Genomic DNA, 16,094 nt, shown 5'->3' on the forward strand with positions numbered 1-16,094 from the left:
AGCTGGCCGAGTTCGTCCTCGCGGAGGCAGCCAAGGAGCTGGCCGAGCTCGTCCTGTTGTTCTTCGCCGGCCAACGCCCCGACCTGTGGCATGCCATGTGGGCCAACATCAGGCCCAGCAACCAGACGTCGCCGAATGCCATCGGCCGGCTGTGGAGTGAAGAGGCATGTGCCACGGCCTGGCAGATCTACTCGGCGTGCGACAGCGCCGAACACCGCGACAAGGTGCTGGACACCCTGTACGACCTCAAGCCGTAGCCAGGCGCCCGACCGGGAGCCCCAAACCCCCGCGACCCCGTACAGACTGGTCGCGGTTTCGGCTGGGCGGCTCACCGTCGCCTGTCGACAGAGACCACTGTCCAGACGGCAGCGGCGCGGCCCGGTGGTGACCTATGACCGGTGCGTCAACACCCGCTGTCAACAATGTGCGCGGCGCCTACCTATGGTCACAGCCTGCCCGGGACCAACGCCCTACAGCCGAGAGCCACCGGGGAGATCGTGGAAGAACCCCTGGCCCGAGGGAGTATCGGCATGTCCGAAGATCCGGACCTAAAGTTCCTCAACCGATCCGAGTGCCTTCGGCTCCTCGCCAGCGCCACAGTGGGACGAGTCCTATTCACCCACATGTCGTTACCTACCGCGCATCCGGTCACGTTCGTCCTCGACGGAAACGCTGTCATCTTCCAGACCAAAGACGGCTCAACCCTCGCCGAAGCCGTCGACAATCGAGTGGTCTCCCTCGAGGTCGACGAGGTCGACATCGAACAAAAACGCCGATGGTGGATCAACGTCATCGGCAACTCCCACACGGTCACAGACCCAGCCGAAACCGATCGCCTATCCGGCCTACCACTGCTGCCCTGGGGATCCGGTGAACACCAACACTTCGTCCGCATCAAGGCACAAGCAATTCAGGGCTGGCGACTCAGACCCGCCGAATAGCCCGCGCTGTTCACCGGCCTGGCCCGGCCGTGGTCGCCATCGTCGCCCAGCCGCCCAGGCGCTCGCCGAAGGCGTGGTCGAGGAGTCCGACCTCGTGACCGCCCTGGTCCGCTCGGCGCTCGCGTCGGACGTCGTCCAGGGCGCGGCGCACCGTCCGCCCTGGAAGGAAACCTACGTCGGCACCGTGGTGCCCGGCACCGAAGCGGCCGGTCTGGCAGCGGCTCTGGGTGCGAACACTGGCGAAGACGAGGTCGTGCTCGAGGGTTTCATCGACCTCATCTACCGGTCCGACGACGGGCTCGTCGTCGTCGACTACAAGACGGACGCGGTGCCGATGGGCGCGATCAACTCCCGCGTGACGCTCTAAACCGTCCACAGCTGGCGGCGTACGTCCGCTGCGTCGAAGCGGCCACCGACCAACAGGTCGCGCACGCCGTCCTGCTCTTCCTCTCCCCCGGAGGTTCTCACGAGCGCTGGCTCACCCGAAGAGAGCTACACCTATCTGCAACGCCTCCATAGCCGCCCCCGAAGCAACAAGTCGCACCCAAGGCGGCAACCGCCTATCCACCCTGCCTCTGTGCTGTGGATCACTGAACACATTTCAAGTCCTGTAAGGACTGTGCCCTTGACCTGCGGCTTCTTGCCTCCGGGGCCTTCGGGCCGAGCGCATTCCCCGCGCGTGGGATGACACCCTGACCGCGTGCCCAGCGTCGCGGGCGCTGCGCGTTGCTGGATGGAGCCGTCGCTGGGACCAAGGGCGGCGGGTCCCTTGCTACTCGTCCGAGGCTTCGAGCCTTACTGACTCGTCGGTCACACCGATCTGCAGGCCGGTAATCGGCGCAAGCCAATAGTGAAGCAGTGGGTCAAGGACGCCAACACGCTCGCTCGGTGTGAGGGCTCGGACCGCCTTCGTCGCCGCAGCCAGGCCTCCGGCATGAAGCTCGTCCACAAGTCCGGACAGGGCTCCGCCAGAGACCTCGACGGCGAGGAAGCGCGACACGCCAGACCCGTAGGGCCAGCCACTTCCCGGAAGGGATCCTCCTGTCTGGCGGGCTGCACGTTCACAGGCAGCAAGCAAGTGGACGATGTGTATGGGGCCGTCCAGGTCGTCGTGCGCGATCTCGTGCATGTGCTGTTGAAGGTCACCGTCACACAGATCCAGCGCTACGCCAAGTAGCCTCGCTAATGGCGCTGGGTCCACATCCCAGCAGGTGTCGACAGGCCGCCGTTCCGCAGGTGAGCCGCCGAAGTCGACGGAGTCGACCCACATCAAGTTCCCGAAGACTCCCGGCACATCGGGAGTGTGCTTCTCAAGACCAGGCACTTGCCTCAACCCCCATGACCTCGCGATGGATACCTACGGTAACGCTGAGTCTACTTTAAGCCACGACCTTTACGAGCGCGGGTTCCTGCCCGAGAGGAGTCGACCCCATCCGCGAGTTTGATCACGTACCAAACACAAGATCGTCGATCGCCTGACGGCCACGCCTGCTGCCCGGTAGCCTCGCTGCTCGCTAGACCGACGTCCGTGACGACTCGGAGCTGGGATCAGAGAAGTGGCATCGACGTGACGACCGTCAACCCCGTCGTCGAAACGGCCGGCGGCGCGAGCCGTCCGATAGAACCGAACCATGAGCCCGACCGGAACGACTTCGAAGGAACGCAGTGACCGACCGCATCAGTCTGTCCGAGCTGGAGCAGTACCTCGCCAGGGCCGCCGACCTGTTGCGCGGCAGTATCGACCAGGCCGACTTCAAGGCGTACATCTTCCCGCTGATGTTCTTCAAGCGGATCAGTGACGTCTACCTGGAAGAGTTCGCCCAGGCCATGGAAGTGTCCGGCGGCGACCATGAGTTCGCGGCGTTCGCCGAGAATCACCGCTTCACCATCCCCGCGGGGAACCTGTGGGACGACGTGCGCAACCACACCGAGAACATCGGCAGCGCCCTGCAGACGGCGTTCCGCGAGATTGAGAAAGCCAACCCTGAGACGCTGTACGGCATCTTCGGCAACGCGAACTGGACCAACAAGGACAAGCTGCCGGACCGTAAGCTCGCCGACCTGCTCGAGCACTTCTCGAGCAAGAGGCTCTCCAACGCGAACGTGGCCGCTGATGTGTTCGGTAACGCGTACGAGTACCTCATCAAGCGCTTCGCCGACCAGTCGAATAAGAAGGCCGGCGAGTACTACACCCCCCGCTCGGTCGTCGGTCTGCTCATCAAGATCCTCAACCCTGCCGAGGGCGAGAGCGTCTACGACCCGGCCTGCGGCACCGGCGGTATGCTCATCGAGGTCATCGAACATGTCAAGGCCGCCGGCGGCAGCCCCAAGACTCTTTGGGGCAGGCTCTACGGCCAAGAGAAGGTGCTCGCCACCTCGGCCATCGCCCGCATGAACCTGCTGCTGCACGGTGTCGAGGGAAAGGTCGTCCGCGAGGACACCCTGCGCAGGCCCGCCTTCTACACCGGCAACCAACTCGCCCAGTTTGATTGCGTTGTCGCCAATCCACCCTTCTCGTTGAAGAACTGGGGCGACAGCGAGTGGGCCTCGGACAAGTGGGGGCGCAACAACCTCGGGGGCGTCCCGCCGAAGGGGTACGCCGACTGGGCATGGGTACAGCACATGCTCACCTCCGCACGTCCCAAGACCGGTCGCGTCGCCGTCGTCCTGCCACAAGGTGCACTCTTCCGTCAGGGGGCGGAGGCACGGATCCGGACCCACATCCTCAAGTCCGACGTGGTCGACGCCGTGATCGGACTTGCCCCAAACCTCTTTTACGGCACCGGCCTTGCCGCTTGCGTCCTGGTCCTGCGCCACAAAAGGCAGCCCAACGAGCAGGGCAAGGTCCTATTCATCAATGGAGAGAGCCTTCTCAAGAAGGGGCGCAACCAGAACACCCTGGAGTCCGAGCACGCCCAGCTGGTGCTTGACGCATACGAGACTTTCGGCGATTTTGACGGCCTCTCACGCGTCGTCGACCTCGACGAGATCGCGGGCAATGACTACAACCTCAACATCCCCCTCTACGTGGCCCCCGCCGATGCCGGCGAGAAGCTGACGCTGGAGCAGGCGCTCGCCGACCTCGAAGCCGCCCATGCGAGAGCCGCGGAGGCCCGCTCCGCCCTGGAAGCAGAGCTGGCGAAATGGAGGCTGTCGGTATGAGCACGCGAATCACCCAGCGCGAGCTGGAAACCTACCTGTGGGGCGCCGCCATCGTCCTGCGCGGCCTTATCGACGCCGGCGACTACAAGCAGTACATCTTCCCGCTGGTCTTCCTCAAGCGGATCTCTGACGTCTACGACGAGGAGCACGCCGCCGCAATGGAGGTGTACGGCGACGAAGAGCTCGCCGACCTCCCCGAGAATCACCGCTTCGCCATCCCCGATGGCTGCCACTGGGACGACATTCGGTCTGTCACCAGTGACATCGGCAGCACTGTCCTGAAGGCCATGCGCGCGATCGAGTCCGCCAACCTCGACACCCTCCCGGGCGTGTTCGGCGACGGCGACTGGGGCAACAAGAACCTCTTGCCCGACTCGACGCTGAGCGACCTGATCGAGCACTTCTCGACCAAGACTCTGTCGATCGCGAACCTGCCGGAAGACGAGTTAGGCAACGGGTACGAGTTTCTGATCAAGAAGTTCGCAGACGATTCTGGCCACACTGCGCAGGAGTTCTACACCAACCGCACCCTCGTCCACCTGATGACGCTCATGCTCAAGCCACAGCCGGGGGAGTCCGTCTACGACCCCGCCTGCGGCACCGGCGGCATGCTCATCTCGACTGCCGCAGAGGTAAAGCGCCAGGGCAAGGAGTGGCGCAATCTGCGCCTCTACGGCCAGGAACTCAACTACGGGACGTCGGCCATCGCACGGATGAACCTGTTCCTGCACGGGGTCACCGACGGTCATATCGCCCACGGCGACACCCTGTCGCGGCCGGCATTCCACGACGTGAAGGGACGCTTGCAGACCTTCGACGTCGTGTTGGCCAACCCGCCCTACTCCATCAAGGCATGGAACCGTGACGCCTTTGCCAACGACCGCTACGGCCGCAACCTCTGGGGTGTTCCGCCTCAGGGTCGTGCGGACTACGCCTTCTTCCAGCACATTGCCAAGAGCCTCGACCCCAAGACCGGACGAGCAGCGATTCTGTTCCCGCACGGAGTGCTCTTCCGCCGCGACGAAGCGAGGCTGCGCGAGGCGCTGGTCAAGTCCGACCTGGTGGAGTGCGTGCTCGGTCTGGGCGAGGGGTTGTTTTACAACTCGCCGATGCCCGCCGCCGTCGTGATCCTCCGCACCAAGAAGGATGCAGTACGCCGTCGGAGGGTACTCTTCATTGACGCCGCCGCGGAGGTTGCCCGCGAGCAGTCGCAGTCCTTCCTGCGTGACCGGCACCAACAGCGGATCCTCGATGCCTACCGCGCTTTTGAGGACATCGACGGCTTTGCGGCCGTCGCGGCTATCGAAGAGATCGGGGCTAAGGGCCACACGCTGGCGATCCCGCAGTACGTCTCGCCGTTGTCAGTCGAGGGCGGGGCACCCGAGGTGAGCGTCGAAGGCGCAGTCGCGGCTTGGCAGAAGACGGCCAAAACATCGGATTGTGCCGTTGCGGACGTTATCGGCCTGCTTCGATCCGGGGTGACCAGGTGAGCCTCAACCTGGACAGGCCCGCCTGGAAGCGCGTCGCCCTCCGAGAACTCGTGCGTCACGTCACCGATCGTGTTGATCCCGAGACCTCCGGCTTGGAGCGATTTCTTGCTGGCGAGCACATCCCGAGCGGTGAACTCGCGATATCTACCTGGGGGGTCATCGGTGAGGACCCAATCGGCCCGATGTTCTACAAGCGGTTCAAGCCCGGGCATGTCCTCTACGTCTCTCGACGCACCTACCTGCGCAAGGTCGCCGTACCAGACTTCGAAGGCATAACCGGTGAGAAGACCTTCGTGCTGGAGACCCTAGACCCGCACGTGCTGCTCCAGGGGTTTCTGCCGTTCGTGCTCTCGGCGGAGCGCTTCCACGCCTATGCCATCGCTAACTCGCGCGGCTCAGTCAACCCCTACCTCAATTGGGGAGAGCTCTTGGCGTATGAGTTCGACCTACCGCCACTGGAGGAACAAAAACGCCTCGCCGACCTCCTCTGGACCATCGAGGCCGAGCTACGAGCAACTGAGGACCTTGCGTCCTCGTTGCGGGCTGCTCGTGGGCGCCTTGTCGACGCGTTTCTCAAGCGGCCGGAGTACGAAGTAGAACCGATTGATCGCGTTGTTGAATTCCTGCGTGACGGGCCGTTTGGCTCGAAGATCAAGTCTGAGCACTACGCCGATGCGGGTGTCAGGGTCCTCCGCCTCCAGGATGTCCAACGAGGATATGTCTCAGATGAAGACATTGCGTATCTGGACGAGTCCCACGTCGTGCGGGAGTTGGAGCGTTATCGCGTGGCGGAAGGAGACGTGGTCATCGCGGGACTTGGGGATGAACGTCATCCCGTGGGACGTGCATCGCTCGCAGGGCGCGTTGCAGGTGCGGTTCACAAAGCAGATGTGTTCCGGGCGCGCGTGAAGCAGGACCGCGTGTTACCCGAGTTCTTTGTCAACGTTCTCAACGCTGAGCTTGCCCGGCCGCGAGTCGCCGCGCTGAGTCAGGGAACGACGAGGCTTCGAATCAACACATCCAATCTCAAGAAGGTTGCACTGCCCTGGCCGCCTGTGGCGGACCAAGGGGCTCTGCTCAGCGCGGCCGGCGAGTTCGACGACGGCATTGAGTTGATCAGCGCTCGAATGGCCTCCGCGGCCGCCGTCAGGGCGACCCTCCGTAACGAAATCTTCGGGGGCGGCCGATGACGCAGTTCAACGAAGCCAACTCCGTCCGGGACTTCATCCGGGGCCTGATGAAGTCGATCCATGTCCAGTTCGTTCCTGGCGCAGAGCTGCCACGTCGAATCGACGAGGTGATGCTTGAAGGGGCGGTCAAAGCGGCGCTGATCCGTCTGAACCCCGAGATCGAGGCCGATCCAGCGAAGGCCGACGAGGTCATCTACAACCTCCGAGCGATCCTGATCGCCGCCCGGACCAGTCCGCATCCCGTCGTGGCGAACGAAGAGTTCATGGCGTGGTTGACGGGACAGAAGTCGATGCCCTTCGGCCCGAGCGGCGAGCACACGACCGTCCGGTTGATCAACTTCGATGACCCTCAGGACGACTCGTCGAACCAGTGGGTGATCTCGACCGAGGTCACCTTCAAGCAGGGACGCGTCGAGAAGCGCTTCGACCTGGTGCTGTGGTGCAACGGTTTGCCGCTAGTGGTCGGTGAGGCGAAGACTCCGGTTCGGGCCGCGTACACGTGGATCGACGGCGCTGCGCAGGTCCACGACGACTACGAGCAGAGCATGCCGCAGTTCTTCGTACCGAACGTCTTCTCGTTCGCTACTGAGGGTAAGGACTTCCGCTACGGCACGGTCGGTATGCCTGTCGAGCTCTGGGGTCCATGGCGCGAGGAGACGACCGACGACGATGCCCCGGCCAAGGTCGGCCTGGTCGCCGTCAAGGAGGCGGTCGAGGGCGTCCTTAACCCAGCAGCCGTACTGGAGTTCCTGCGGTTCTTCACGGTCTTCGCCACCGACAAGAAGCACCGCAAGATCAAGATCATCGCCCGGTTTCAGCAGTTCCAGGCGACCAACTTGATCGTCGAACGGGTGCTGCTGGGCAAGATCAAGCAGGGTCTGATCTGGCACTTCCAAGGCTCGGGGAAGTCGCTGCTCATGGTCTTCACCGCGCTCAAACTGCGGGCGATGGCTGCGCTGACCAACCCGACGATCCTGATCGTGGTCGACCGCATCGACCTCGACACTCAGATCACCGGCACCTTCAACGCCTCCGACGTACCCGGACTTCTATCGACCGACTCGCGAGCACAGTTGCAGACGCTGCTGAGCCAGGGTGCGCGGAAGGTCATCATCACCACGATCCACAAGTTCGGAGAGGCGCCTGGCGTGCTCGACGCTCGCGGCAACATCATCGCGATGGTCGACGAGGCGCACCGTTCCCAGGAGGGTGACTACGGGCAGAAGATGCGCGAGGCCCTGCCCAACGCGTTCCTCTTCGGCTTGACCGGCACACCGATCAACAAGCGTGATCGCAACACGTTCATGTGGTTCGGATCGCGCCAGGACGAGGGCGGCTACCTGTCACGCTACTCGTTCCATGACTCTATCCGCGACGGGGCCACCCTGCCGTTGCACTTCGAGCCGCGCCTGTCGGACCTGCACATCGACCAAGAGGCCATCGACACTGCGTTCGAGGAGCTGGCGGTTGAGGAGCGGCTGACGGAGGCTGAGAAGATCACCCTGTCGAGGAGGGCCGCCTCGATCGAGGTTCTGATCAAGACCCCTTCACGGATCGCGAAGATCGCTGCCGATATTGCCGCCCACTTCAGCGCCAAGGTCGAGCCGCAGGGGTTGAAGGCGCAGGTCGTCGTCTACGACAAGGCCTCGTGTGTTGCGTACAAGGAGGAGCTCGACAAGCACCTCGGCCCGGACGCGTCGACAATCGTGATGTCGAGGTCGCGTGGCGACTCAGCCGACTGGGCGAAGTGGACGCCGGCCGCGGACGAGCTGGAACGCATCGTCGCGCGGTTCAACGACCCCGCCGACCCATTGAAGATCATCATCGTCACAGCCAAGCTGCTCACCGGGTTCGACGCCCCCATCCTCTACTGCCAGTACCTCGACAAGCCCCTCAAGGAGCACACCCTCCTGCAGGCGATCACTCGTACCAACCGGGTCTACCCGCCGAACAAAACTCACGGCCTGATCGTCGACTACCTAGGCATCTTCGACGACGTCGCCAAGTCACTGGCCTTCGACGAGAAGTCCGTCCAGCAGGTGATCTCCAACATCGATGAGCTCAAGGCACAGGTCCCGCCGGCCATCGCCTCAGCGCTCGCGTTCTTCCCCGCCGTCGACCGAACCGTGGGCGGCTACGAGGGCCTCGTCCAAGCTCAGTCCGCGATCGCGGATGACGCCACAAAGGACGCCTTCGGTCTCGCCTATAGCGTCGTCTCGCAGCTGTGGGAAGCAACCAGCCCGGACCCGATGCTCGCGCCGTATCGCGACGACTACCGCTGGCTCACTGACGTCTACGAGTCGGTTCGTCCATCCGACATCACCGGCCGACTCGTGTGGCATGCACTCGGAGCCAAGACCATCGACCTGATCAACGAGCACGTCCAGGTCGAGATCCCGCAGGGAGACGAGACGATCGTCCTCGACGCACAAACGATCGAGGACCTGATGACAGGCAAGCGCAACGACATTCCGCCCGAGGAGGTTGAGAGGCAGATCACCGCCCGGATCGCGCGCCACCTCAACAACCCCGTCTTCATCGAACTCGGCCAGCGGCTCAACGCATTGCGGGAGAAGTACGCCGACATCCAGCAGTCGAGCCTCGACTTCCTGCGGGAACTGCTTGAGCTGGCCCGCGACACTGTCGCTGCTGAGAAGGCGGCAGCGGACGTGCCTCGAGAGGAGCAGGGCAGGGCCGCGCTCACGGAGCTCTTCGAAACCCTCAAGGGCGACGAGACACCCATCATTGTTGAGAACGTCGTGAACCGGATTGATGAGGTCGTCCGCGGTGTCCGGTTCGAAGGCTGGCAGGCCACCATCCGGGGCGACCAGGAGGTCCGGCAGGCGCTCCGGCGCACTCTCTACGTTCAGTTTAAGATCCGCGACCCGGACGTGTACGACAAGGCGCTGAGCTACATCCGCGAGTACTACTGAAGGTTCACCGATCGGGCCCGGGGAGAGCTTCGCCGATATCCAGGCCGGCTGCACCGGTCCCGCCACCACGCAACCACGCATGGTCACCCGGTCCCGGATCGCCGACGTGCTCGACGCTGGGATCGGCGCAGGCTACCTCGAACCCCGCCCTATTCGCCCGCGTCGAGCAGGCCATCGACGAGCTACTCGTCCAGCTCGACTCAGGCGAGTTGACCAAGCGCGTGCTCGCAAACGACGGCCAGGGCCTCCGCGACTGGCTCGGCCTCCCCACCGACGCCTGGACCGAAGCCGCTGACCAGACAGCCAAACGAGGACACGGGATCTGGAGCCAGAACCGCATTGGCACGAGCCCGTCGGCGGGCGGCCACCGATTGCAACGAGCACCGGTGGTCCCGCTAGAGCAGCCGCCCATCGGAGTCGACTCTCTGTCCCGACCGTGCCCCGGCTCAAGCGCATATGCGCACGCCTACGCTGTAACGTGCCAGGCGTCGATGTCGCCGTTGAGGGTGATGCGGCAGGCGCCGTTGGACGGGGTTTCGTGGCTGATGTGGTAGAGCTGCCCGGTCTGGAGTTGCGGCTGGCTGACCCATCTAGCGATGGGGTGCGAGTAGAAGTCGCGGAGTCTCCAGCCAGTTCCGGGGTTGTAAAGCAGGATCCGGTGATCGTCAGCGCCCGAAACTACGAGATCGTGTGCCGTCTCTGCGTCAGGCGAGGCGAGGCACGGAACTCGTAGGCCGGCGACCTTGTGGGTGTGCGGGCTTGGCCGTGCCTCGTGGGGGTCAACGTCTGTGATACCGACGCCAAGGTCGATCGGTTCCTTGCGCTGACTGTCGAGGACTGCCAAAGGCCCGTACGCACCCTCGGTGATGATCTCGCTCGGCTGTCGGGACGCCTGGTAGGACACCTCATATATGGCGCCGGACCAGCGACCGGGCACCTCTGCGATGCGGACGGGCTGGATCCCGATTCTGGAGTAGTAGTCCTGGAGGGCGTCGTTCGTTCGCCAGACGTCCCATCGAAGGGTCGGAACGTCGCGTTGCGCGGCGTAGTAGTTGGCCCAGTTGATGAGCATGGCGCCGAGCCCGCGTCCTCGCTGGTTGAGGGCGGTCGCGAGTTTGCTCAGGTAGAGCGCCGGGGTTGCTCGTTCGTCAGTGCTCCAGAAGTCGGGGTCGCCGACGCTGGTCAGGCTGAGGGTGGCAACGGGGGTCTGGTGTTCCCAGAGGAGCCAGGTCTGGCCGCTGGCGATCGCGTTTGTCATGATCGGCCGGAAGTCGCGCGTGGACCATTGGTTGCTGCCCCGGTCGTGGAGCCAGGAGATCCGGTCGGCGAGCAGCTTCATTACGGCGTCAAGGTCCGCGGGCGTGGCGCGCCGCATCGTGTAAGCACTCACCTGGCGTCCTCGCTGTTGTGCGCCGCACGGATGAGGTCCAGGCCGCCTGCGTCGCCGACTTCCCACACCAGCCGGTTTCGTTCGGCGATGCGGACGTATCGCATCACGCGGGTTACTCGATTTGCGGTGGCGGCGATTCGGGTCTGCATTAGGAGTGGTGCGCCGATAGTGAGGCCGAGATCATGGGCGTCCTGAGGGCCGGCGGTCTCGTAGGTGAGTTCGTCGCGGTGGGCGATCTCCTGGTGTCCTGCGTCCGCTAGTGCCCGGATGGTGCCTTGGGGAATGTCCTCGGGTGTGTCGAGGCCTACTTCCTCGGCGAGGTCGCGGGGGTAGTAGCCAACTTCGCGGGACCACGGCTCGCCGTCAAGCAGCTGGTGGAGCGTTCTTATGACGACGAGAGCGCCTGGGTCGACCCCAAGGATCTTCGTCACGGACTTGGGTGCGGGTTCCATGCGCATCGAGAAGCGCTTGGATGCCCGCTTGCCGACCTTGGCGGCGTTCTCTGTGAAGGCGTCCATGGTGGTGCGGTCACGGTCTGGTCGGAGCGCATCGGTCAGGTAGGTGTCGATCTTGCCCTGCGAGCGAACGATGGTTCCGCGCCGTCCACCGATGTAGCCGGTGTAGACGAGTCCGCGTCGGGCGAGTTCCTCCAGGCCTCCGCGGACGGTGATTCGGGACACGCCGAATCGCTCTTCGAGGGCGGGGATAGTCGGAAGCGCCGATCCCGGCGGCCAGACGCCGTTCGCGATGTCAGCCGCGAGCTCCTCGGCGACTCGCTCGTATGCGTGCATTGCTCCACTCTCCACGACTTGGTTATGACGAACATACCCGACCCCCTTGACCTGTGGTACGGTCGTTCATCATGTTGGTTATAACCGAGATGTCCAAGAGGAGCGATCTTGAACACACCACTAGGTACCGCCGCTGGGAATCGTTCGCAGGCTTGGTTTCGGCCAGGTCGCTACGTGCCAGTCCGCCGCATGCCGGTATCGAGTGTTCTCGGTACCGAGGTCCTCGCTGAGTCTCGCCGCGGTGTGCAGGTGGGGCGTACGACGATCCATGGCACGGCGGGGGAACTGCGCGAGCTGGCGGCGCAGCTCCTGCGTGCCGTCGGGATCGTCGAGGCGGCTGAGAGGAACGCGCGGGAACCCGGGCTCGAGCCCGGCGATCGGCCGCGCGCCGCATGAGGACCTGAAACCCGTCCTGGCGGTGCTGGTCCGGCCCGCATGCCGTGATGCGGACCGGGCCAAGGCCTTCAGGGCCTGACCGGGGCCATCGGCCCTACCGGCTGGTTGAGAACTGAAGACGGAACTGCGGGGCCGGACGGCTTGCCCTTCAGAGGTTGGTCGGGGTTGACGTTCCACATGGTCCCCCGACGCCGGACTTCTGGCCCCGCAAATCGCTTCGGGTGGCTGCTTGTGCTGCCCACCTGCACACGAGCCTTGGTGGCTCGTGGCGGCTGGGGAACCCAAGACGCGAACACCCTTCCTGGAAAGGATATCGAGGCGATGAGACACAACCGCCGGCCCGTGCTACTGGCCAGCAACCTGAACCCAAACATGATCTCGCTGCATCCGGGTGAGCATCCGTCCGCGGCCTGTCCGGACTGCGGTCGGTGGCGGATCCTTCGCCGCGGGATGCTCGCCCCTCACCGCGACACCGATGGTGCCACCCGCTGTCCTGGCAGTGGCCAGCGCATCGTCGTCGACATCACCCCAGCGCAGTGGATGTTCCGGCTGAGCACTGCCACCCGCCACGCCTGGCGGTTCCGGGCGCCATACTCCGTGCTGCGGACGCGGCCGAAGCCGCAGCCGCCGCTCGCGGCGCCGCTGTTCCGCATGCCTGCCGCATAACTCTGCACTTCCCGCCCCACGGCCGGCCCGTACGTCGAGCCCACCGCTCAGCGTCGGGCCGGCCTTTCTCGTCGCCGCCACCGTCCCGAACGCACAAGAGGAGTGCGACTGATGGTATCCGCTTGTTGGGCCTTCCGACCGAGTGTCAAGCAGTCGTGGACACCCTCGTCGGTTACAGACGAGAGAGCCGGGTGGTGTGAGCGAATGTATAACCGCCAGCTGCGGTCCTCTGGGCAAGCCATGAACGATAAGGCGGGCCGCCCCAAGGCCAGGGGTGGCCCGCCGTCTGCAGCGATCAGGCGAGGGTGAGGTCCAGGGCGTCCAGCGCGGTGGCCCCCACCGCGTGGGTTAGCTCAACGAGTTCTTCGTCGCCGCGGCGCATCCCGAGAACGGGAGCGTTCGCCCGGACGAGTGCCTGCTTAGCAACAGACTTTACGACAGGAGCGGCCCGTTCACCCTGCCGCGCCGTTGACCCTTGGCTGTGGCTACTTGGTTTCGGTGGCGTCGGCGCTTGGGGCGGTCGCTTCTGGCGCCTGCAACTCGTCGATCTGTCGAAGTCTCTTGCTCTCCTCGTACGGCAGCTTCGTCACATACGTGTAGTCCAGGAACGCCTCACACATGAACATGGCATTCTGGGCGGCCCAGCAGCCGACGTGCGCGCCGAGGAAGTGGGCGCCACGGTTCCTGAGGCCCCTGAGGTCTTGTGCCACGTCGTACTGGGCTTCGTCGATCAGGTTCAGATCCCGCATGGTGTCGAGCATCTGGCCGAGCATGCCCTTGGTAACGCCGTGGTCGACGCAGGCCCCCTCGATGACCCGGCCAGCCATCACAACGGCCGCCCGGAACGCCTTGGCGTTGAAGCACTTCGCCGCCTCGTAGTACTCAGCCTTCAGCTTTTCCGGGATGAGCTCGCTGAGGTAGCCGCTGGGAGGCCGGGGCCGAGTCAGATTCCAGTGATCGTCAGTCGGTATCTGGTATTGGTCGGTGGCGTAGGAGAAGACGGCCGAGCGTCCGCAGGCATCACACACGACGAACGTGGTGACGAACCAGATGTGGTCATCCAAGTCCGCGAAATACAGCTCCGAACTCTCCTCCTTGATTCTCGCGAGCACGGTGGCGGTGCCTCGCGTGTCGCAGGTGGTGCACATGATGGTGACCTTCCCCTGGTCACTCTGGTCGCTCACCTGGTTTGACTCCCTCTTTGATCAGCTGAAGCTGGGCGACCCTTGCGGAACCCCCAGAGCGGGTCAGCGGTTCCCCAAAGGCCCGCAGCGGCCCCCGAACGCTACGGTGCGCCGCCCCAAAGGATCAAGGGACGGCGCACCGTAGTGGGGGCTAGCACTGCTGTAACCCCTGGCCGGTTGGTCATGTCGAGCTACGCCCGACTGACCGACCGGCTTTGTCATGCCTGCTACCGCACTCGTGGTGTCGGTCCGCGATGTCGACACCCAAGCCCCTCACCACTACCGCAACGAAAGGAACGAACTCGTGTCTGTTGCTGCCATCGTGCTCGTGATCGGCTGCATCGCTTATGCGGTGTGGCATCGAGGTCAGGACTGGTTCGGCATCACGCTCGGCGCGGCTCTCGGCGTAGCGATCGCCGGGACCGCTATCGGGCAGATGCTGACCGCGCTTCTGAACGCGCTCGGATCGGCTGGATCCGACGTCATGGCCTCGATCTTCTCCTGACAGGGGTTGGCGCCGCGGCAAGCCCAAGCAGCCCGCGGCGCCAACCCACCAACACCCTCTGTCTCGCCGCCGCTCGCTGTCGTGCGCGCGGTCTGCCCTCTCGCCTCTTGTTTCTAAGCCGTTGGGAGCTCGCCATGCCCACCGACCTCGATACGTTGACCGCCGTGTGGCGTGCACACGGCTACCAGCTGGTGCTGGTCGGCCTGGTCGTCACCGCCATCTTTCTGATCGTGACGCTGGTGGCGGCGCACCGAAGGGGCCACACCAACCAGTGGGTGGCCCGGGTCGCCTCCGTCGCCGTGCTCGCCCTGTCTGCTGAGGGCATGTGGGTAGTCGCTCGCGAGCGGTTGGGTCTGCCGGTCGTCCTGGCCGCGGCGGTGTTCTTCGTCGCCGAGGCGCTGATGGTGTCGGCGGCGTTGCAGGCCCGCCGCCACTACGAACGCACGACTGAACGCGGCACCGACGGCCGGCTGATCCGACCCGGTCATCCTGGTCCGCACGGACGTGCGGTGTGGGTGATCGCCGCCGTCGCCGGCGGCATCGTCGCGCTCAACTCGAAGTCAGCTGTCGAGGTGCCGCTGCGACTCGCGTTGCCGCTGGCCGCCGCCTACATGTGGCAGCTCGCGCTCACCGCCGACGGCACCACCCGGCCCGCCGGGGCGTGGCGGTGGACACCCCGCCGCCTGCTCGTACGGCTCGGTGCGATCGACCCCACCGAGCAAGACCTGACCACAGCTGATCGGGAACGCCGCACCGCCACGATGACCGTGGCCGCGCGCCGGATCCACTCCGGCGCCTGGCCTGCCGGCTGGCATCTGATACGGCTACAGCGCCTCGCCGCCAACGCCGACCCGGCGATGGTCGCCGAAGTCGCCCGACGAGTCCGCCAAGCACACCGGATCCGCGAACTCACCGATCCCACCGTTCACGAACCGTCTACGAACATCTCGGACAACAAATCCGCGAACACCACAGCTGGCCATGAACCATCCGCCAGCCATGCGTCCGACGCTCACGGGGCCAACCGGCCCGCACGTGCTGGACGCCGTACGACAGGCAGCGCCAAGCGGACGGAATCGCGGCGCACGACTGCCGAGGACTACCTCGCCGCCGCACGGGCCGCATGGGCTCCCGGCGTCGAGGTCGACGTCGGTTGGATCCGCGACGTCACCGGATGTTCCCGGACTACCGCGTACGCGCTGCTGCCCCAGCTCCGAGAACACCTCGCGAACGACCCACACACTCCACCGGCAAGTGAGCAGGACGGTTCTGGGGTGAACGTGGTCGCGTTCGCGAACGGTCCACGCACCGTCCACCGATAGCAGGCCGCGAAACGTCCGTGGCCGCCGGATGCGCCTACCCGAGCCCCGGCGGCCACGGACCACCAAGAAGGGAAGGAGTACCACACGTGGCGACACCACACGCGGTTCGTCGACGGCCGCGCGG

15 protein-coding genes are annotated in these 16,094 nt (G+C 64.8%); 11 read left to right on the top strand and 4 right to left on the bottom strand.

The annotated features are described in order from the left end of the window. From ABN034_RS23050 to ABN034_RS23060, 3 genes are all read left to right on the top strand, one after another. Positions 1-257: hypothetical protein (locus ABN034_RS23050; RefSeq protein ID WP_349693090.1), on the top strand; the 257-nt coding region annotated here is incomplete at its 5' end. 273 nt (positions 258-530) lie between these two features. Beyond that, on the top strand, positions 531-941 hold the full coding sequence (locus tag ABN034_RS23055) for a pyridoxamine 5'-phosphate oxidase family protein (protein WP_349693091.1): 411 nt from the start codon (positions 531-533) through the stop codon (positions 939-941). 73 nt (positions 942-1,014) lie between these two features. Next, positions 1,015-1,308 carry a PD-(D/E)XK nuclease family protein gene (locus ABN034_RS23060; protein ID WP_502879078.1) on the top strand — a complete coding sequence of 98 codons (294 nt, stop codon included), beginning with the start codon at positions 1,015-1,017 and terminating at the stop codon, positions 1,306-1,308. A 405-nt stretch (positions 1,309-1,713) separates the two neighbouring features. On the opposite strand, the gene ABN034_RS23065 is transcribed toward ABN034_RS23060, so the two are convergent. Next, positions 1,714-2,265 carry a hypothetical protein gene (locus tag ABN034_RS23065; protein WP_349693093.1) on the bottom strand — a complete coding sequence of 184 codons (552 nt, stop codon included), beginning with the start codon at positions 2,263-2,265 and terminating at the stop codon, positions 1,714-1,716. Between the two features lie 341 nt (positions 2,266-2,606). On the opposite strand from ABN034_RS23065, the gene ABN034_RS23070 reads away from it, so the two are divergent. The 4 genes from ABN034_RS23070 to ABN034_RS23085 are packed head-to-tail and all read left to right on the top strand — an operon-like array spanning position 2,607 to position 9,716. Beyond that, positions 2,607-4,103: a type I restriction-modification system subunit M gene (locus tag ABN034_RS23070; RefSeq protein WP_349693094.1), complete on the top strand. Its 1,497-nt coding sequence runs from the start codon at positions 2,607-2,609 to the stop codon at positions 4,101-4,103. Then, positions 4,100-5,593, top strand: coding sequence for a type I restriction-modification system subunit M (locus ABN034_RS23075; RefSeq protein ID WP_349693095.1), 1,494 nt, complete (start codon positions 4,100-4,102; stop codon positions 5,591-5,593). Before ABN034_RS23070 ends, ABN034_RS23075 begins: the two co-directional genes overlap by 4 nt. Continuing rightward, positions 5,590-6,783: a restriction endonuclease subunit S gene (locus ABN034_RS23080; protein WP_349693096.1), complete on the top strand. Its 1,194-nt coding sequence runs from the start codon at positions 5,590-5,592 to the stop codon at positions 6,781-6,783. The genes ABN034_RS23075 and ABN034_RS23080 overlap by 4 nt, the downstream gene beginning before the upstream one ends. Next, the gene (locus ABN034_RS23085; protein ID WP_349693097.1) at positions 6,780-9,716 is read left to right on the top strand and encodes a type I restriction endonuclease subunit R; all 2,937 of its coding nucleotides are present in this window, start codon (positions 6,780-6,782) and stop codon (positions 9,714-9,716) included. The genes ABN034_RS23080 and ABN034_RS23085 overlap by 4 nt, the downstream gene beginning before the upstream one ends. A gap of 466 nt (positions 9,717-10,182) precedes the next feature. Here the strand turns inward: ABN034_RS23085 and ABN034_RS23090 are convergent, their stop codons facing one another. Both ABN034_RS23090 and ABN034_RS23095 read right to left on the bottom strand, forming a co-directional pair. Further along, positions 10,183-11,106, bottom strand: a complete 924-nt coding sequence (locus ABN034_RS23090; protein ID WP_349693098.1) for a GNAT family N-acetyltransferase — start codon at positions 11,104-11,106, stop codon at positions 10,183-10,185. After that, a complete protein-coding gene (locus ABN034_RS23095) occupies positions 11,103-11,897 on the bottom strand; it encodes a GntR family transcriptional regulator (protein WP_349693099.1) in 795 nt (264 codons plus the stop codon). The genes ABN034_RS23090 and ABN034_RS23095 overlap by 4 nt, the downstream gene beginning before the upstream one ends. Before the next feature lie 189 nt (positions 11,898-12,086). Between ABN034_RS23095 and ABN034_RS23100 the strand changes: the two genes are divergently transcribed. Together ABN034_RS23100 and ABN034_RS23105 are read left to right on the top strand one after the other, a co-directional pair. Then, the gene (locus tag ABN034_RS23100; RefSeq protein ID WP_349693100.1) at positions 12,087-12,293 is read left to right on the top strand and encodes a hypothetical protein; all 207 of its coding nucleotides are present in this window, start codon (positions 12,087-12,089) and stop codon (positions 12,291-12,293) included. 321 nt (positions 12,294-12,614) lie between these two features. After that, positions 12,615-12,959, top strand: coding sequence for a hypothetical protein (locus tag ABN034_RS23105; RefSeq protein WP_349693101.1), 345 nt, complete (start codon positions 12,615-12,617; stop codon positions 12,957-12,959). Between the two features lie 485 nt (positions 12,960-13,444). Here ABN034_RS23105 and ABN034_RS23110 read toward each other — a convergent pair whose 3' ends face one another. After that, entirely contained in the window at positions 13,445-14,071 is a 627-nt protein-coding gene (locus ABN034_RS23110; protein ID WP_349693102.1) for a DUF4145 domain-containing protein, read from the bottom strand. Between the two features lie 292 nt (positions 14,072-14,363). On the opposite strand from ABN034_RS23110, the gene ABN034_RS23115 reads away from it, so the two are divergent. Together ABN034_RS23115 and ABN034_RS23120 are read left to right on the top strand one after the other, a co-directional pair. Beyond that, positions 14,364-14,648, top strand: a complete 285-nt coding sequence (locus ABN034_RS23115; RefSeq protein WP_349693103.1) for a hypothetical protein — start codon at positions 14,364-14,366, stop codon at positions 14,646-14,648. Between the two features lie 134 nt (positions 14,649-14,782). Continuing rightward, complete coding sequence (locus ABN034_RS23120) at positions 14,783-15,970, top strand: hypothetical protein (RefSeq protein ID WP_349693104.1); 1,188 nt, start codon at positions 14,783-14,785, stop codon at positions 15,968-15,970. Positions 15,971-16,094: the final 124 nt, after the last annotated feature.

The sequence above is a fragment of the Actinopolymorpha sp. B11F2 genome, assembly GCF_040195635.1.
In the GTDB taxonomy this organism is placed as follows: domain Bacteria; phylum Actinomycetota; class Actinomycetes; order Propionibacteriales; family Actinopolymorphaceae; genus Thermasporomyces.